Source organism: Paraburkholderia sp. BL18I3N2 (assembly GCF_003001875.1).
In the GTDB taxonomy this organism is placed as follows: domain Bacteria; phylum Pseudomonadota; class Gammaproteobacteria; order Burkholderiales; family Burkholderiaceae; genus Paraburkholderia; species Paraburkholderia phytofirmans.
This window is the reverse complement of record NZ_PVNC01000006.1, coordinates 85,953-101,147: the sequence shown is the minus strand read 5'-3', so window position 1 is coordinate 101,147 and position 15,195 is coordinate 85,953. Positions and strand designations below refer to the sequence as shown.

15 protein-coding genes are annotated in these 15,195 nt (G+C 62.5%); 11 read left to right on the top strand and 4 right to left on the bottom strand.

Translation table 11 applies throughout. The annotated features are described in order from the left end of the window. Positions 1–310: 310 nt before the first annotated feature. The gene (locus B0G75_RS18255) at positions 311–1,963 is read left to right on the top strand and encodes a sulfatase-like hydrolase/transferase (RefSeq protein ID WP_106308290.1); all 1,653 of its coding nucleotides are present in this window, start codon (positions 311–313) and stop codon (positions 1,961–1,963) included. A 56-nt stretch (positions 1,964–2,019) separates the two neighbouring features. Next, positions 2,020–3,147, top strand: coding sequence for a formylglycine-generating enzyme family protein (locus B0G75_RS18250; protein WP_106308287.1), 1,128 nt, complete (start codon positions 2,020–2,022; stop codon positions 3,145–3,147). 91 nt (positions 3,148–3,238) lie between these two features. Here the strand turns inward: B0G75_RS18250 and B0G75_RS18245 are convergent, their stop codons facing one another. Continuing rightward, positions 3,239–3,553: a DUF3303 domain-containing protein gene (locus B0G75_RS18245; RefSeq protein ID WP_012426969.1), complete on the bottom strand. Its 315-nt coding sequence runs from the start codon at positions 3,551–3,553 to the stop codon at positions 3,239–3,241. A gap of 229 nt (positions 3,554–3,782) precedes the next feature. After that, a complete protein-coding gene (locus B0G75_RS18240) occupies positions 3,783–5,159 on the bottom strand; it encodes an NAD(P)/FAD-dependent oxidoreductase (RefSeq protein WP_106308283.1) in 1,377 nt (458 codons plus the stop codon). 118 nt (positions 5,160–5,277) lie between these two features. On the opposite strand from B0G75_RS18240, the gene B0G75_RS18235 reads away from it, so the two are divergent. The 9 genes from B0G75_RS18235 to B0G75_RS18195 all read left to right on the top strand — a co-directional run bounded on the left by B0G75_RS18235 (position 5,278) and on the right by B0G75_RS18195 (position 12,770). Beyond that, complete coding sequence (locus tag B0G75_RS18235) at positions 5,278–6,828, top strand: alpha/beta hydrolase (protein WP_106308280.1); 1,551 nt, start codon at positions 5,278–5,280, stop codon at positions 6,826–6,828. A 389-nt stretch (positions 6,829–7,217) separates the two neighbouring features. Next, positions 7,218–8,201, top strand: a complete 984-nt coding sequence (locus tag B0G75_RS18230; protein ID WP_106308277.1) for a GTP-binding protein — start codon at positions 7,218–7,220, stop codon at positions 8,199–8,201. 65 nt (positions 8,202–8,266) lie between these two features. Then, a complete protein-coding gene (locus B0G75_RS18225; protein ID WP_106308274.1) occupies positions 8,267–8,770 on the top strand; it encodes a DUF1097 domain-containing protein in 504 nt (167 codons plus the stop codon). 30 nt (positions 8,771–8,800) lie between these two features. Then, positions 8,801–9,544 (top strand): nitrile hydratase subunit beta, encoded by a 744-nt coding sequence (gene nthB, locus B0G75_RS18220; RefSeq protein ID WP_106308271.1) that lies wholly within the window; start codon positions 8,801–8,803, stop codon positions 9,542–9,544. Positions 9,545–9,587: 43 nt separating this feature from the next. Then, a complete protein-coding gene (nthA, locus tag B0G75_RS18215) occupies positions 9,588–10,211 on the top strand; it encodes a nitrile hydratase subunit alpha (protein ID WP_106308268.1) in 624 nt (207 codons plus the stop codon). A 12-nt stretch (positions 10,212–10,223) separates the two neighbouring features. Continuing rightward, positions 10,224–10,604: a nitrile hydratase accessory protein gene (locus tag B0G75_RS18210; protein WP_106308265.1), complete on the top strand. Its 381-nt coding sequence runs from the start codon at positions 10,224–10,226 to the stop codon at positions 10,602–10,604. Positions 10,605–10,661: 57 nt separating this feature from the next. After that, entirely contained in the window at positions 10,662–10,871 is a 210-nt protein-coding gene (locus B0G75_RS18205) for a CbtB domain-containing protein (protein WP_106308262.1), read from the top strand. Between the two features lie 14 nt (positions 10,872–10,885). After that, positions 10,886–11,653 carry a CbtA family protein gene (locus tag B0G75_RS18200; protein ID WP_106308259.1) on the top strand — a complete coding sequence of 256 codons (768 nt, stop codon included), beginning with the start codon at positions 10,886–10,888 and terminating at the stop codon, positions 11,651–11,653. A 40-nt stretch (positions 11,654–11,693) separates the two neighbouring features. After that, positions 11,694–12,770, top strand: a complete 1,077-nt coding sequence (locus B0G75_RS18195) for a GlxA family transcriptional regulator (RefSeq protein WP_106308256.1) — start codon at positions 11,694–11,696, stop codon at positions 12,768–12,770. A 124-nt stretch (positions 12,771–12,894) separates the two neighbouring features. On the opposite strand, the gene B0G75_RS18190 is transcribed toward B0G75_RS18195, so the two are convergent. Together B0G75_RS18190 and B0G75_RS18185 are read right to left on the bottom strand one after the other, a co-directional pair. After that, entirely contained in the window at positions 12,895–13,380 is a 486-nt protein-coding gene (locus tag B0G75_RS18190; protein ID WP_106308253.1) for an aminoacyl-tRNA deacylase, read from the bottom strand. A 272-nt stretch (positions 13,381–13,652) separates the two neighbouring features. Beyond that, positions 13,653–15,164 carry a sensor domain-containing diguanylate cyclase gene (locus B0G75_RS18185; RefSeq protein ID WP_106308250.1) on the bottom strand — a complete coding sequence of 504 codons (1,512 nt, stop codon included), beginning with the start codon at positions 15,162–15,164 and terminating at the stop codon, positions 13,653–13,655. Positions 15,165–15,195: the final 31 nt, after the last annotated feature.

Below are 15,195 nucleotides of genomic sequence, written 5' to 3'. Positions count from 1 at the left end.
GCCGGTTGCCGGCGCCGTCAGTTCCGCCGCGAACCGCCGCCGTGTACCAGCGCCTTTTCTCTATGCAACATTCAGATGCAGCGTAAGGCACGGTAAGCGATCGGGGCAACAAATTCTCCCCCCGTAATTAGGGGTGACTGCACGGCACGTCGACACGAATATTGCGCCCATGATGGACCGGCGCGTTCGAGGCAATGTTGACATCTATCGTGCGAACCCGACGGCAGCTCGAGCGGTGTTCAGACCATGATTCGTCCTGCGGCCGTACACCGTACCGTCGCCGCCCATCTCCCCCATGGAAGGAGACGACATGAAACGTATCATCCCAGCCTTGCTTCTGGCGGCAGGAGCGGCGCTGGCCATCTCGCACCTGGCCGGCGCGCAGACGATCACCGAACCCACCAAGCAGCCGGGGCTGGCGGGTTATGACCAGCCCAACCAGTATCTGGCGTCCCGCACCGTCAAGCTCGCGGACAACATGGAACCGGCCATCGCGCACGCGGATCAGCAGCAGGAGGCCGTCCGCAAGCTGGAAGCCCTGCAGAAGAAATCCGGCAAGCGCCCCAACGTCGTGATCTTCCTGCTCGACGACGTCGGCTATAGCGATTTCGGCTTCAACGGCGGCGGCGAGGCTGTGGGCAACGCCACGCCTGACATCGACCGCATCGCGAATCAGAGCCTTATCCTGAGCTCGGCGTACTCGCAGCCGAGCTGTTCGCCGACCCGTGCCACCATCATGACCGGCCAGAACATGGCCCACCATGGCATCCAGATCCCACCGATGTACGGCCAGCCGGGCGGTCTCGAAGGGTTGACGACGTTGCCGCAGTTGCTCTCGCGCGCCGGCTACACGACGCAGGCCGTCGGCAAGTGGCACATGGGCGAAAACTCCGGCTCGCAGCCGCAGAACGTCGGCTTTGACGACTTCCGCGGCTTCCTCTCGGTGTCGGACATGTACACCGAGTGGCGCGACCCGCAATACAACCCGGAGATCGCGCTGAGCCCGCAGCGTTATCGCTACATTCTCAATCTGCCGTTCAACAAGAGCGACGTGCACGCCGTCAAGGGCGGCCAGATCGAAAGCCTGTATGAGATCAACACCGACACCATCAAGGATCTCGATACGAAGTGGCTCGACTACACGGTTGGCTTCCTCGACCGGCAGAAGAACGCCACCAGGCCGTTCTTCCTGTACTACGCCCCGCGTGCCTGCCACTTCGACAACTATCCGAACGAGTACTACAGCGGGCGTTCGGCGGCGCGCACGAACTATGGCGACTGCATTGTGCAGGTCAACGACATGTTCAAAAAGCTGATCGACACACTGCAGGCGAACGGCGAACTGGATAACACGATCGTCTTCTTCGCATCGGATAACGGCCCCGAGCAGGAGGTACAGCCGGCCGCCCGCTCGATGTTCCGCGGCGGCAAGGGCTCGACCTGGGAAGGCGCGGTGCGCTCGCCGTTCTTCGTCTACTGGAAGGGAATGATCGAGCCGGGCCGCTCCGACGGCCTGTTCGACTTCGCCGACATGTTCAACACGTCGGTGGCGCTGTCCGGTACGCCGGGCGCGGGCGTCTCGAAGCTGGTCCCGGCAACGACCTATCTCGACGGCATCGACCAGACCTCGTTCCTGCTCGCCGACAAGGGCGTCTCCAACCGGCGCAGCGTTTTTTACTTCTGGAACGACGAGCTTTCGGCTGTGCGCGTCGACGAGTTCAAGCTGATGAAGAAATTTCAGCTTCCCGACGCCGTCACCCAGAAAGGCTACAACGGCGGTTTCTCGGGAATGCTCGGCAATGCATGGACCGCGCTGGTCTTCAACCTCTACACGGATCCCAAGGAAGAGGAGTCGATCGCGATCCGCCATATCCCGGTCAGCGTGCCGCTCGTGATGGAGTTCGCCCGCTATCAGCAGGTCCTCAAGAAATACCCCCCGAAAACCCAGGCCTCGCTGAAGTAGGCTTGACTGCGCCGAGGTCCAGTGCGACGTCGGCGCTTCTGGCATTGGAAACAGCAATGAAGTTAGCGAACAAGCATGGGTACGGGGCGGCCGCTGTCGCGGTCGCTCTTGTCATGGCCGGCAGCGCCATCGCCGCGTATGAGCACGTCAAGGGCCCCGCCCCGCTTGCCGTCGGCGACGGCGTGGCCGGACCGAAAGACATGGTGTGGATCGCCGGCGGCGACTTCATGATGGGCAGCGAGCACCCACGCGCGCTGCCCAACGAGCGGCCCGCGCACAAGGTGAAGGTGCATGGCTACTGGATCGACCGCTACGATGTCACCAACATGGAATTCGCCCGTTTCGTCGCCGCGACCGGCTATGTCACGACAGCCGAACGCAAACCGCGCTGGGAAGATCTGGCGGTTCAGTTGCCACCCGGCACGCCGCGCCCCGCCGACGACACGCTCGTGCCCGGCGGCCTCGTCTTCACCGGCAGCGACGCGCCCGTCGCGCTGAACGACTACTTGCGCTGGTGGAAATTTGTGCCTGGTGCCGATTGGCGGCATCCGGGCGGACCGGGTAGCAGCATCGCCGGCATGGACCGTCATCCCGTCGTGCAGGTCTCCTACGAGGATGCGCTCGCTTATGCGCGCTGGGCGCACAAGCGGCTGCCGACCGAAGCAGAATGGGAGTACGCGGCACGCGGCGGCCTTGAGCAGGCCGATTATGTGTGGGGTAACGAGTTCGCGCCGGCCGGCAAGAAGATGGCGAACACCTGGGACGATGCGGCCCGCCCATTCCCCGTCACCGAGGACCGTGGCAGCCACGAAAAGGTTCAAGTGGGGACGAGCGTCGTGGGCAGCTTCGCGCCGAACGGCTATGGTCTCTACGACATGGCTGGCAACGTCTGGCAGTGGGTCGCCGACTGGTATCGCGCGGACGCGTTTCGCGTCGAGGCGGCGTCCCGACGTGTGGTTAGCGATCCTCACGGCCCTACATCGAGCTACGATCCCGAAAACGGTCCGACCGCCGCGGCCCCTGAACGCGTGACGCGCGGCGGTTCGTTCCTGTGCAGCGAAGCTTACTGCATCAGCTACCGAACCAGCGCGCGCCGCGGCACGGACCCGATGAACGGCATGTCGCATCTTGGCTTCCGGCTGGCGATGGACGAGGACGAGTGGAAGCGGCAGTCGCGCCATTGAGGTGACGCTGATGCCCGGATACTGGCCACCTCAAAAAGAGGACGGTGTCTCGGGTTCACTCGCGGTGAAGGCGACAAGGTCCTCCCGGATCTCATTTGCTTTTCAACCCGTCTCGCCAGGCGATCGCTTCGAGTTCAACCCGGACCGCGTCCTCGACGGCAACCACGGGGTGCGCCCGAAATTCAAACGCGGGGAATGTCGAGCAAACTTTGTGAACCGCCAACGGATCGTCGCAGTCGACCAGCATGTGCCCACCCCACTCCCCGACACGCACCACGAAAAATTCGATCTTGAAGTTCTCTGGCGCTTTCCACTGACCAAAGACATCAAGGATTCGCTTCTGGGCGTTCTCGTACTCTAGAGGCGAACCTTGTGTGCGTTCGAACCAGCTAATGATGTACTTCATGGCCATCCTCCTCTAAACATCGATGTCGCCATAACGCTCGCCGTTTGGACGGGCCAGCGAATCAGCAAGCTACAACTGGAGCAGCGGCGACGAATGCCCATTGCTGTTGCCCGTCTTATGCACCGCTTCGAAGCGGCCAGTGAGGGTCGTTTTGCGTGATTAAAATAGCTTAGCTCACAGCAGAACAGATTCGATGGAGATGTAACTGCGAGTGGCGGTTCATGGCCGACTACGCGCTATTCCGCCTCCCTGCTTCGATCGCAGGCGAGGCAACCGACAGCACGGCCCTCCGGTTGCCCCGCCAGACCCGCCAGGCGATCGCAGGGCTGAGCAGTGACGACGGCGGCATCATCAGATTGACGACCTTCAGAAACGCAATGGCCAGCGTGCTGTCGCGTGTCGCGGCACGGTGAAGCTTGCCGATGTACCAGTTGATGAAGCGCAGCATCGGCGGGCGCGCGCCCTTGACTTGTGGATGGCGGAGGTCGTTGCCAACCGCGATGTCCCAGGGAATATCGACGATCTTCGCGGCCGCCCTGAAGAATCGGCGCGCAAGATCGTGCGAACCCGTGCGCAGGCACCACTGCAGTGTCAGCGCTTCCTCTGCCGCGACCGTCATGCCCTGCCCGTAGACAGGGTTGAAGCTGCAGATGGCATCGCCGAAAACCAGATAATTTTTGGGGAAGCTCGCAAGCTTCTCGTACCGCCGACGCAGGTTGGAGACGTAGCGGTAGCGTCTGTAATCGGTGAGCGGCTCAGCTCTTGCGACCAGGTCGTGAATCTCCATGGTCGGCAGCGTCGCCAGATAGGCGAGAAAGCCCTGGTCGTTGTCGGGTGCGTCGTCGCCGAGAAAACCGCCGGCGCTAACGATCCAGCTATCGTTTTCCTGCGCAAGCATGACGCCGTTGCGCCAGTTCGGCGCACTCCCGGCGACAACGATACCGTGCTTACCGTCGAGATCAGTTGGCCGACGTCGATAGGTACGGGTCATATAGCAGATGCCGATCTCGATCTCCTCTTTGACGGCCGGCGAGTAGCCGAGCTCCTCGAGCCACGCCGCAGTGGATGAGCCACGGCCAGTCGCATCGACGACAAGGTTCGCCTCAATAGTCTCTTCCGGCCTGCACTCGACACATGCGCGCACACCGTTCACGCACCTGCGAGCGGGGTCGGTGGCAAGACCTCGCACGGCGCAATTTTCCACGACGCGCACGTTCGTCAATCCCAGCAGCCGCCGGCGTAGATGACCTTCGAGCACGGGGCGGCTCGCAAGCAGCCCGGTCAGGTTGCTCGCGCCGTTGGCGAGCCTGACGTTGCGGCCTATCCAGATCACGTCGTTGGCTACATCACCGATCAACCCGTTGCTTTGCGCGACAACCTCGCTGTTATATCCGGGGAAGAATTCGTCGAGTATCGCGCTGCCGCGCGCAAGAAGCCCATGGGTATGACGGCCCTGCGGCACGCCCTTGCGCGGCAGGTCGGCTGCCGGAAACGCATCGCGTTCGAGCACGGTGACAGCGGTGAAGAAATCCGACAATACGCGGGCGGCCAGGAGCCCACCCATGCTGGCGCCGATCACGATCGCATGTTCGCCCAGGTTCTTCATGGCAATTCTCCAGTTCAATCCAACGCGATGAGTCCGGTGACCGTCGCTTGCACGGAATGGTAGGATTGCCTCGTCCCCTGAGCGTCCCCCGGACGCCATCATTGAGAGTCGACTCGCCATGGCTCTGTTCAGCGTGCGGACGCTTGGATTTCCGGAGATCCATCGGAACGGCCGGCTCTGCCAGTTGCCCTTGCGCAAGGGCCTGGGGCTGCTGATCTACCTGGCCGAAGCGAATGGCCCGGTCGCGCGCGATGCCGTCGCTGCGATGTTGTGGCCGGAAGGCGGCGAAGAGGTTGTACGGGCGCGGCTGCGACGCCTGTTGCATCGCCTGCAGCATACGCTCGGCGACGACGTTCTCGCAACAGACCGGTCGACCGTTCGATGGTCGGCAGCGATCCGTCTGCAAGTGGACTCCCAACTGTTCGAGCAAGCCTGCGATCGTGGCGAGTTCGAGCGGGCGTGCCGCCATTATTCCGGCGACTTTCTCGAGGGTTTTTCGCCCGGCGACTGCCCGCAGTTCGATGAGTGGGCTTTTTTTCGCCGCGAGGCTTTGCGAAGCCGGGCGATCCAGGCGCTCGAGCGAGTGGTGCACGACAAGAACGCAGCCGGCGACTACGCGGCCGCGGCCGCGCACGCCGGCCGCCTTGTCGAGCTCGATCCACTCAGCGAAGTGTACGGCCGGCACCTCGTCCGCAATCTTCTGCTCGCCGGAGACCGGGCCACGGCCCAGCGGCACCTAGCGGCCCTGACCCAACGGCTGCGCGACGAGCTCGATGTGGCGCCCGAATCCGAGACCCTCGCGCTGCTCGATGCCGGCGCGGCCTTCCGCTTCGAGGAACCGCCGTCGACGCGCTACGTCAGCGGTGGCGGCGTCCATCTCGCATACCAGACCTACGGCGCCGGCCGCATTGATGTGCTGGTGCTGCCCGGTTTCGTGTCTCACGTCGAACGGGTGTGGGAAGAGCCGCGCTGCCGGGCGTTCCTGTCCTCTCTTGCCGGGATGGGCCGCCTCATCCTGCTCGATCGCCGCGGCGTCGGGCTGTCCGACCGGGTCGGGTTCAATCCGGGCGTCGACGCGACCGCGCAGGACATCGGCACCGTGCTGGATGCCGCCGGCAGCCGGCGGGTCGTGCTGTTCGGCGCGTCAGAAGGCGGACCGGCATGCATCAGGTTTGCCGTCGATCACCCGAGTCGCGTCGCCGGCCTCATTCTGTTTGCCTCGTTGGCGAAGGGAACCGCAACGAACGACTATCCCCACGCACTTCACGCCAGTCAGTACGACATGTGGCTGCAGCAACTCGTCGCAGCCTGGGGCGGCCCCACAGGCATCGAGACATTCGCGCCGAGCCTGTCCTTCGACCCACAGGCGAGAGCCTGGTGGGCAGGCCTGCTGCGGGCCGCGTCGAGCCCGGGCGCCATCAGGGGTGTGCTCGAGGCTTTGCGCAACATGGATGTGCGGTATCTCCTGGGCCGGATTTCCGTGCCGACCCTGGTGCTGCATCGTCACGACGACCGCGCCGTTCGCATCGGCGCGGGCCGGCATCTCGCCAGCCACATCGCGCAGGCGCGATTCGTCGAACTCGACGGCGCCGATCACTGGGCCTTCGCGGGCGATCAGCAACCCGTCCTCGACCACATCAGGCAATTTGTCGGCAGTCTTGCTGGGTAATCGCGACCGGGAGATGTGGCGCAAGACATCCGTCGCACGGCGTGCAAACGGTCCGATATCCACGTGCACCTTCGTGCAACTCAGCGGCGTTTTTGCTCCGACAAATCGCACGCTTCTGGACCGCACATGCACTGTTTGAGCGCAACGCCTTCTCACCGGCACGCTTACGTTGCTAAACGCGAGATGACGAAACGACGCCCTTCATGGCCGTTCTGTGCAAATCTGACGCATCCGGCCACCGACCCCGGCAGATCGTGCCAACTAAGGCGCCGACTGGGACAGCTCGTCAAATGCGGCCCGGAAGTCGCTAAAGACCATCCAACTTCGTTTGTACCGGCACGCAAACTCCGCGAGCCAAAACGGTCGGACGACTCTAAAGGATGACAGCGATGCGATTCGGCAAAATCCCCGTGACGGTCATTACAGGCTTTCTCGGCGCGGGCAAGACCACACTCGTCAATCACATTCTCGATGCAACCCGACCGATGCCGATCGGCATCATCGTCAATGAATTCGGCGAGGTGGGCATCGACGGCCAGTTGATCGTGGCCGACGAGGAAGCCGTGGTCGAGATCAACAACGGCTGCGTGTGCTGCACCGTGCGCACCGATCTGGTGGCCAGCGTGCGCGATTTACTGACACGCTACGGCGACCGGCTGGAGCGGTTGATCGTGGAAACCTCCGGGCTCGCCGATCCCGCACCGGTACTGCAAACATTTCTCGCCGACCCCGACGTACGCGAGCGCGTCGAACTCGAAGCCGTCGTCGCGGTGGTCGATGCCTGTCATGCGCACGCGCAGCTTGGCGACGACATCGCACGAGAGCAGATCGTCTTCGCCGACCGCATCGTCATCAACAAGACGGATGCCGCCACGCCCGCTCAACGCACAGCGCTGGCTGACACTATTGCGACGCTGAATCCGACCGCGCGGCTCGAGTTCACGTCCCACAGTGCGATCGACGTGAACGCGCTGCTCGGCGTGCGCAGCTTCTCGCTCGACAACCTGCTCTCGATCGAACCTGATCTGCTGGACGACGGCGCACACGATCACGAACACGACAACTCGATTGCATCTTGCGCGTTCGTCGTGCCGGGCGACGTGGACGCCGGGCGCTTCAACCGCTGGGCCAATCAGCTCGTGCAAACGCATGGACAGCAACTGCTGCGCATGAAGGGCGTGCTCAACATGCGTGGCGAGGCACGCCGGCTCTATTTTCACAGCGTGCATATGTTGATGGACACGCGCTTTGGCAAAGCCTGGGCGCGCGACGAAACGCGCGAAAGCCGCTTCGTCGTGATCGGCCGGGGCATCGATGCCGCCGTCATGCGCGACGGCCTGCTCGCTTGCATCGACGAACCCGTGCACAGCTGAGCCTCGCCAACGCCACTTCCCCTTTCACATCACCACACTTCCATCCTTTCTCGAGGAGCAGGCAAATGAAAAAACCAGAGGCATACACAGTGAGCATCGGCGTTCTCGCCGTCGTCGACACATGGCTCACCGGCACCATTTTTCCGGTGCCGGTGTGGGTGACGTTCATCGCATGGGCGTCGTTCTTCGTGCTCGGCGGCGGCAATGCCGGCTTCGTCAAAAGCGTGGCGTCGAATCTGACGGGTCTTGTCATCAGCTCGCTCACGCTCCTCGGCATCGCGACGATGACCACCACGCCGTTCGGCATTGCGGTGGCGGTCGGCATCGGCAGCGCGCTGATGGTTCAGGCGTCGAAGATCAGGCTGCTCGACGTGCTGCCCGCAATCGTGTGGGGCTTCGCGTCGACCGTCGGTGCCACCGTGGCCAGCGGCAGGCCGATCACCACGGCCGGCATCGGCAACCCGGCGCTCGTAGCCGCCGCCGCGCTCGTGACCGGCGCGCTGTTCGGCTTCGTCTCCGAAAAACTCGGCGACGCGCTGTCGTTCAAGCGCACCCATCAACTCAGCTAATTCGATTCCTATCCGTCTGCGGAGCGTATCGTGAAACTACAGCATCACCTTGGCGGCATTGAAAATCTCGGACCTGTCAGCACGGAAACACGCGTGTTCGTCGAACCGTGGGAAAAACGCATCTTCGGCATTCATACGGTGATGATGGCCGAGAGCGCGCATCTCTCGGACGCCATCCATGCGTACCCGGTAAAGGAATTGCCAACGTCATTCAGGAACGACTGGACGTGGGCTTCGCTGCGCACCGGCGCAGAAGACATGCAGCCGTTCGAATACTTCAAGTACCGCTACTACGAGAAATGGCTCGGCGGCATTTCGCAGTTCTTCATCGATCAGGGCTATATCAGCGCCGAGGAGTTGGGCGAGAAAACCGCCTTCTTCCGCGCCAAGCCGGACGCCGCGCTGCCGGAAAAACCGAACGAAGCGATCGGCGCGCAGATCGGCGCGTATTTGCAGAAAGGCGATTCGGGCGCTCACGCGCTGGAAGGCGCAGCGCGTTTCAAGGCCGGCGAGACCGTGCGTATTGCCGATCCGGATGCGGTCGACCATACGCGTTTGCCCGGTTATCTGCGCAACAAGACTGGCGTGGTGGACCTCGTCTATCCCGGCGCGTTTTCGTATTTCGTGTCGACAGGGCCGGACGGAATCGGCGAGCCGATGCCGGTGTACCGGATTGCGTTCGACGCCGCCGACATCTGGGGCTCCGGAAAGAGCGAGGAACACACGACGATTTACGCGGACCTGTACGAAGCGTACGTCTCGCCAGCACATTGAAATCTTTGCGACGAAACCCGATTGCACAACGAGAGAGAACGATATGAGTGACCTGTTTCAGTTTCCCGACGACCGGGAAGCGTCGAGCGCCGCCAAGGTGCGCGCGCTCGAAGCACTGCTGATCGAGAAAGGCGTGATCGGCAGCGATTCCGTCGATGCCGTACTCGAACACTTCGCGACCATGGCGGGACCGTTCAACGGCGCGAAGATCGTTGCACGAGCATGGATCGATCCGGAGTTCAAGAAGCGTCTCGTCGCCGATACGCCGGCTGCGATCGCCGAACTCGATTTACCCGAGGGTATGGCGGGCGCGGAAGGCGAACACATGGCCGCCGTCGCCAATGACGCCGACGTGCACAACCTCATCATCTGCACATTGTGCTCGTGCTATCCGTGGCCTGTGCTCGGACTGCCGCCGTACTGGTACAAGGATCCCGTGTTCCGCGCGCGTGGCGTGCGCGAGCCGCGTGCGGTGCTGAAGGAATTCGGCGTCGAGGTGCCGCCCGGCAAAGCGGTGAAAGTGTGGGACAGCAGCGCGCAGATCCGCTGGTTCGTGGTCCCGGAACGGCCCGCGAACACCGAACATCTGAGCGAACAGGAACTCGCCGCGCTCATCACGCCGGAATCGATGATGGGTGTGGCCCTCGTCGCCCCGCCCGCCGCCTGAAGGGAGCATGCGATGTTCACACGCTTCGAGGAATATGCCGCGACGTCGATGCTCGGCGCCATCGACTCGCCGCCCCGGCTCGACGGCAAGCTGTATTTCACCAATCGCTGGGAGCGGGATGCATTTGGCCTCGCGTTGTCCCTCTCGAAAGCGGGGTATTTCGAATGGGAGGATTTTCGCCAGTGCCTGATCGCCTCGATCGCGCGTTGGGAAAATGCCCCGGCCGATTGCGCCGCACCGCCGCACTGGGACTACTACGAGCGCTTTCTGGAAGCGCTGCTGGACGTGGTCGAAGCAAGCGGTGTGTTGTCCCGCGACGAACTCGCGGGAATCATGACCGCGCGCCGGCCCATGCAAGCCAATGCGCCCGCTTCGCACCCACCGACCGCATGAAACGCGCCGCTTCAAACTCTTCTATCAACCGACTCTCGATTTCGAAGGATGCCTGTCATGAGCGATGCTGTCCTCCACCCAACTGCCGAACTGACGCCGATTCCGCTGCGCGAGCTGCTTCCGTGGATCGTTTTCGGCGGCTTGCTAACGCTGCTCGCGCTGTATTTCGTCGGTGCCGAACAAGGCGCCACGTCGATCGTTCCCGGCATGTACGTGCATGAATTCGTCCACGACGGCCGCCATCTGCTCGGTTTCCCCTGCCACTAATCCACGAGGTCGTCATGGTTGGAAAACTATTGGTACGCGGCATGCTTGCCGGCATCGTCGCTGGATTGGTGACGTTCGGCTTTGCAAAAATCGCAGGCGAGCCGCGCGTGGATCAGGCCATATCGTTCGAAGAGCACGCGGCCGCGGCGCGCGGCGAGGCGCGTGAGCCTGAGCTCGTTAGCCGCGAGACGCAGGCGGGTCTCGGGCTGTTGACCGGCGTGGTGACCTACGGCGCGGCATTCGGAGGCCTGTTTGCACTGACCTTCGCATTCGCATATGGCCGCGCTGGCCGATACGGCGCTCGGGCGCTGTCGGCGACGATCGCGCTTGCGGCTTTCGTCACGCTTTCCGTGGTGCCGAACCTGAAGTATCCGGCCAACCCGCCGTCGGTCGGAGACCCGGACACGATTGCCTATCGAACCGGACTCTACTTTCTGATGATTGCCGTGTCGATCGCCACGCTGGTGTTGTCGTTGCAGGTGAGACGACTGGCGAGTGCGCGACTCGGGGCATGGAATGCGTCGATCGCAGCGGCAGCCGTATTCGTCGCTATCATTGCCGCAGTGCTACTCGCGTTGCCGACCATTAACGAAGTTCCGGCGGCGTTTCCCGCCACCCTGCTGTGGCAATTCCGGCTCGCGGCGCTCGGCATGCAGGCGATCCTCTGGACGACCATCGGCTTGCTGTTCGGCGCGCTGGCCGAGCGCTGCGTGCCGGCGGGTCGCGAGCAGGACGTTCGAGCGCGCGTTTTCCGGGTTTTTATGGCGGATGGCCGGCTCTAATGTTTCTGGATAGACTGACTGGCACAACGGAGATGGGGTGATGAAACACATCAAAGTCGGCATGGTGGTCTTTCCCGGCTTCCAGCTGCTCGACATTGCCGGTCCGAAAGACGCCTTCGCCGAAGTGAAAATACTCAGCAAGGGTGAGTCGGAATACGAAATGCTGACCGTCGGCACCACGCGCGGCAGCCTGCAGTCTTCGAGCGGGCTGACCATCATGCCCGACCGCACCATTTTCGACGTCTGCCCGGAATTCGACACGATCATCGTGCCAGGCGGCCTCGGCATTTTCGAGGCCTTCGACGACCCCGCGCTGAGCGGCTGGCTCAGAGACCGGCACAAGCAGTGCCGGCGCATGTCGGCGATCTGCAACGGCCTGTTCGCGCTCGGTTCGGCCGGGCTGCTCGACAACCGCGTGGTCACCACACACTGGATGGACGTGCCGCGCCTCGCGGCCACCTTCCCGAAGGCGCGCATCGAGCCCGACCATATCTACGTGCAGGACGGCAGCATCTTCACAACGGCTGGCGTGACCGCCGGGATCGACCTGTCGCTCGCGATGATCGAAGCCGATTTCGGCCGGCAAATGGCGCTCGATGTCGCCAAATATCTCGTGGTCTATCTTCGCCGTGCGGGCGGCCAGTCGCAATTCAGTCCGCTACTCGAAGTGCAGGCCTCGCCGTCGACGCAAACGCTCTTGTTGCAGCAGTACATGCTCGACAATCTGCATGTCGATCATACGGTGACCACGCTCGCAGAACGCGCGCACATGAGCGCGCGCAATCTGTCGCGGACCTTCATGAAAGAATGCGGCGTCACGCCGATGACATTCCTTAGCCACGCGCGAATCGACGCCGCACGGCATTATCTGGAAGCCACCACTTTGCCGTTGCGTGAAATCGCGCGCCGCTGCGGATTCGACCATACGGATGGGTTTCGCCGCATCTTCCAGCGGCGTCTGCAGATCAATCCCGCGGAGTATCGCGAACGTTTCAGGTCGAGTAATGGATCGTCCAGAACCGGTGTCGGCACGGTGCCCGCTGAAACGCGTCACACGGATAGCGCGAGCCGCGCTCTCAATACGTCGATCAAGGCCCGCACTTTGGCCGAGGAATGACTCCGTTGCATCGCGGCGTATTCATTTCACCCCGGGCCCGCAGCCGGATCAGGCACGCACCTGGATACGATTGACGCCACCCCCACCGCCATCCATGCACCAGGTGTCCTGTTCCGCCTGCCAGTCACATCGGCATACCCTGCATGCGACGGGCGAAGCGTGTCCGCTCGGCTTGGTCCATCAGATCCAGAAATTGATCCGTGCCCATGTGAATCAGCGCTTCATGGTCGCCGGCTTCGAAATACACGTCCGGCTGCAGGGCGAGGCTCTCGTCGAGATAGGTTTGCATGCCGTAGGCCGTACAAACCGGCGGGAGCGCTCCCGCGTCGCAATCCTTGAACAACTCCCGTAAATCGGTCTCCTTGGCCAGCAGGAGGTGGCGTCCGGTCTTTGCCCAGAGCTCGGACAGTCGCACCGCGTAGGTCGATGGCAACACCGTTGCCACATAGCCGTGCTCGTCTTCAAAAAGCACTGTCTTGGCGAGGCGATCGCCGGGAATATGCGCTGCCGCCGCGGTTTCGACGCTGGAATGACTGTGCGGATGATGCACGATTTCGTACTGCGAGCCTTTGCTGCGCAGGCAGTCCTGGAGCGTGGCTGACATTGACATGACACACCTCCACTGGAAGCAGAGCGGAAATTGCTTTCGCAAGATTCTTTAAGAATAGTTCGCTTTCGCTGGCGCGTGAGAAACATGCGGACGGAAGCGCCGTCTGCAAAGTTGCCGCGTCGATTCGAATGAAGATAGATCGACTTTGATACGGTTATATCGGCCGTTCAAATGCGAACCTCAATGCCTCGCTCGTCATGAATCAGGCGCCCTATTGCTAGCCGCCATGCCGCCCGGCTCGGTTACGCCGACCCGCGGACGTGACCGCCTTTCTATGCCTCGCAGACCCGGTTACGTCCGGTTGACTTCGCTTCATATAGGGCCGAGTCGGCCATGTTCACCAGCGTTGCGCCATCATGAGCCACCCGCCCGTCGGATGTCACCAGGCCGATGCTCACGGTCACCCGGCCATACCGGCTTTGCACGTGCTCAAGATTCAGATCGAATACGGCGCGCCGAATGGTCTCCGCGACATTCGTGGCGCCGGTCGCGTCGGTATCCGGAAGCGTCACCACGAACTCCTCGCCGCCATATCGGGCCGCCTGGTCCGCCGATCGTAGAACGCACAGGCCCACACACTGGGCAACGGCTCTCAGCACCTCATCGCCCGCCTGATGACCATAGTAGTCGTTGTAAGCCTTGAACTGATCAATGTCGATGAACAGCAACGAAAGCGGACGGCCCGAGCGGTTGGCTCGCTGCCACTCCTTTTGCAGCGTATCGTCGAAGGCGCCCCGATTGCTCAGCCCCGTGAGAGCGTCCGTGCGCGCCAGGTGTTGCAGTTTTGATTCCGCACGCTGCCGCCGCCGTAGTTCTCGCGACAACAGCAAAGAACCAGCCCCAAGAATTATGCTGAACACCGCCATCACGATCTCGAGCCGCAAGGCCCGGCGTCGCCATTCAGCGTAAACGTCGCTCTCCGCAGGCGCCACGTCGACGATGATCGGAAGCCCGGTCAAGCGCTTGTACACGTAGAGCCTGCGAACCCCATCGATCGAGGCGGTGCCCGCGAAGGCACCTTCGTTCGTCGACATTGCCTGAATAAAAACCGGAGCGTTTCGGATGTCGCGCCCGACCACCTTCGGATCGTAGGGCAAACGCGTGATCATGGCGCCGTTAGTCTCGATCACTGCCGCGGTGCCGCGCTCCCCCACGGACAGGCCGTCCAGCAAAGCGCGAAAATAGTCGATGCTTAGCGTCCCGACCACGACACCGCCGAAAGAGCCGTCCGGGTGCGCAATCCGACGGCTCAGGGCAATCGTGAGCGCCCCGTCCCGCAGCCGTGACGCGTAGGGCTTGCTGATGTAGAGGCCGGTGTTACCGTTATCGCGGTGAAAGCTGAAATAGTCACGATCGCCGAAATTGCCCGCTCGCGCCGGTACGAATCCGGAGTCCAGGACGATGTCCCCACGCTCATTCATCACGAAGATGGAGCCGAGGTACTTGCCCGAAGCGGCGCGGTCGAACAGCACCCCGCTGCGGATCTTCTCGGGGAGTGCCATCACCTGCGGATCCGCAACCCCTTCCACTACCGCCTGCAGCGACAGATCGTAGAGTTCGATGTTGCGAGCGATGTCCCGCTCGATAACCAGCATCAGGTTCCGTGCGTTTTCCTCAGCGCGGTTGTAGGCATCTTTACGTGACTCGAAAAGCACCCACGCGCAAAGACTGCACGTGAACAGTATCAGCAGAACGCCACAAACAATCACGCCAGATGGCGACAATACCCGCGACGCGGATGACGAAACGGATTGCCGCACGGAAAGCGGTAGTGACGAATGCATGGAGCCTCATGAAACGAATTCATACACACGG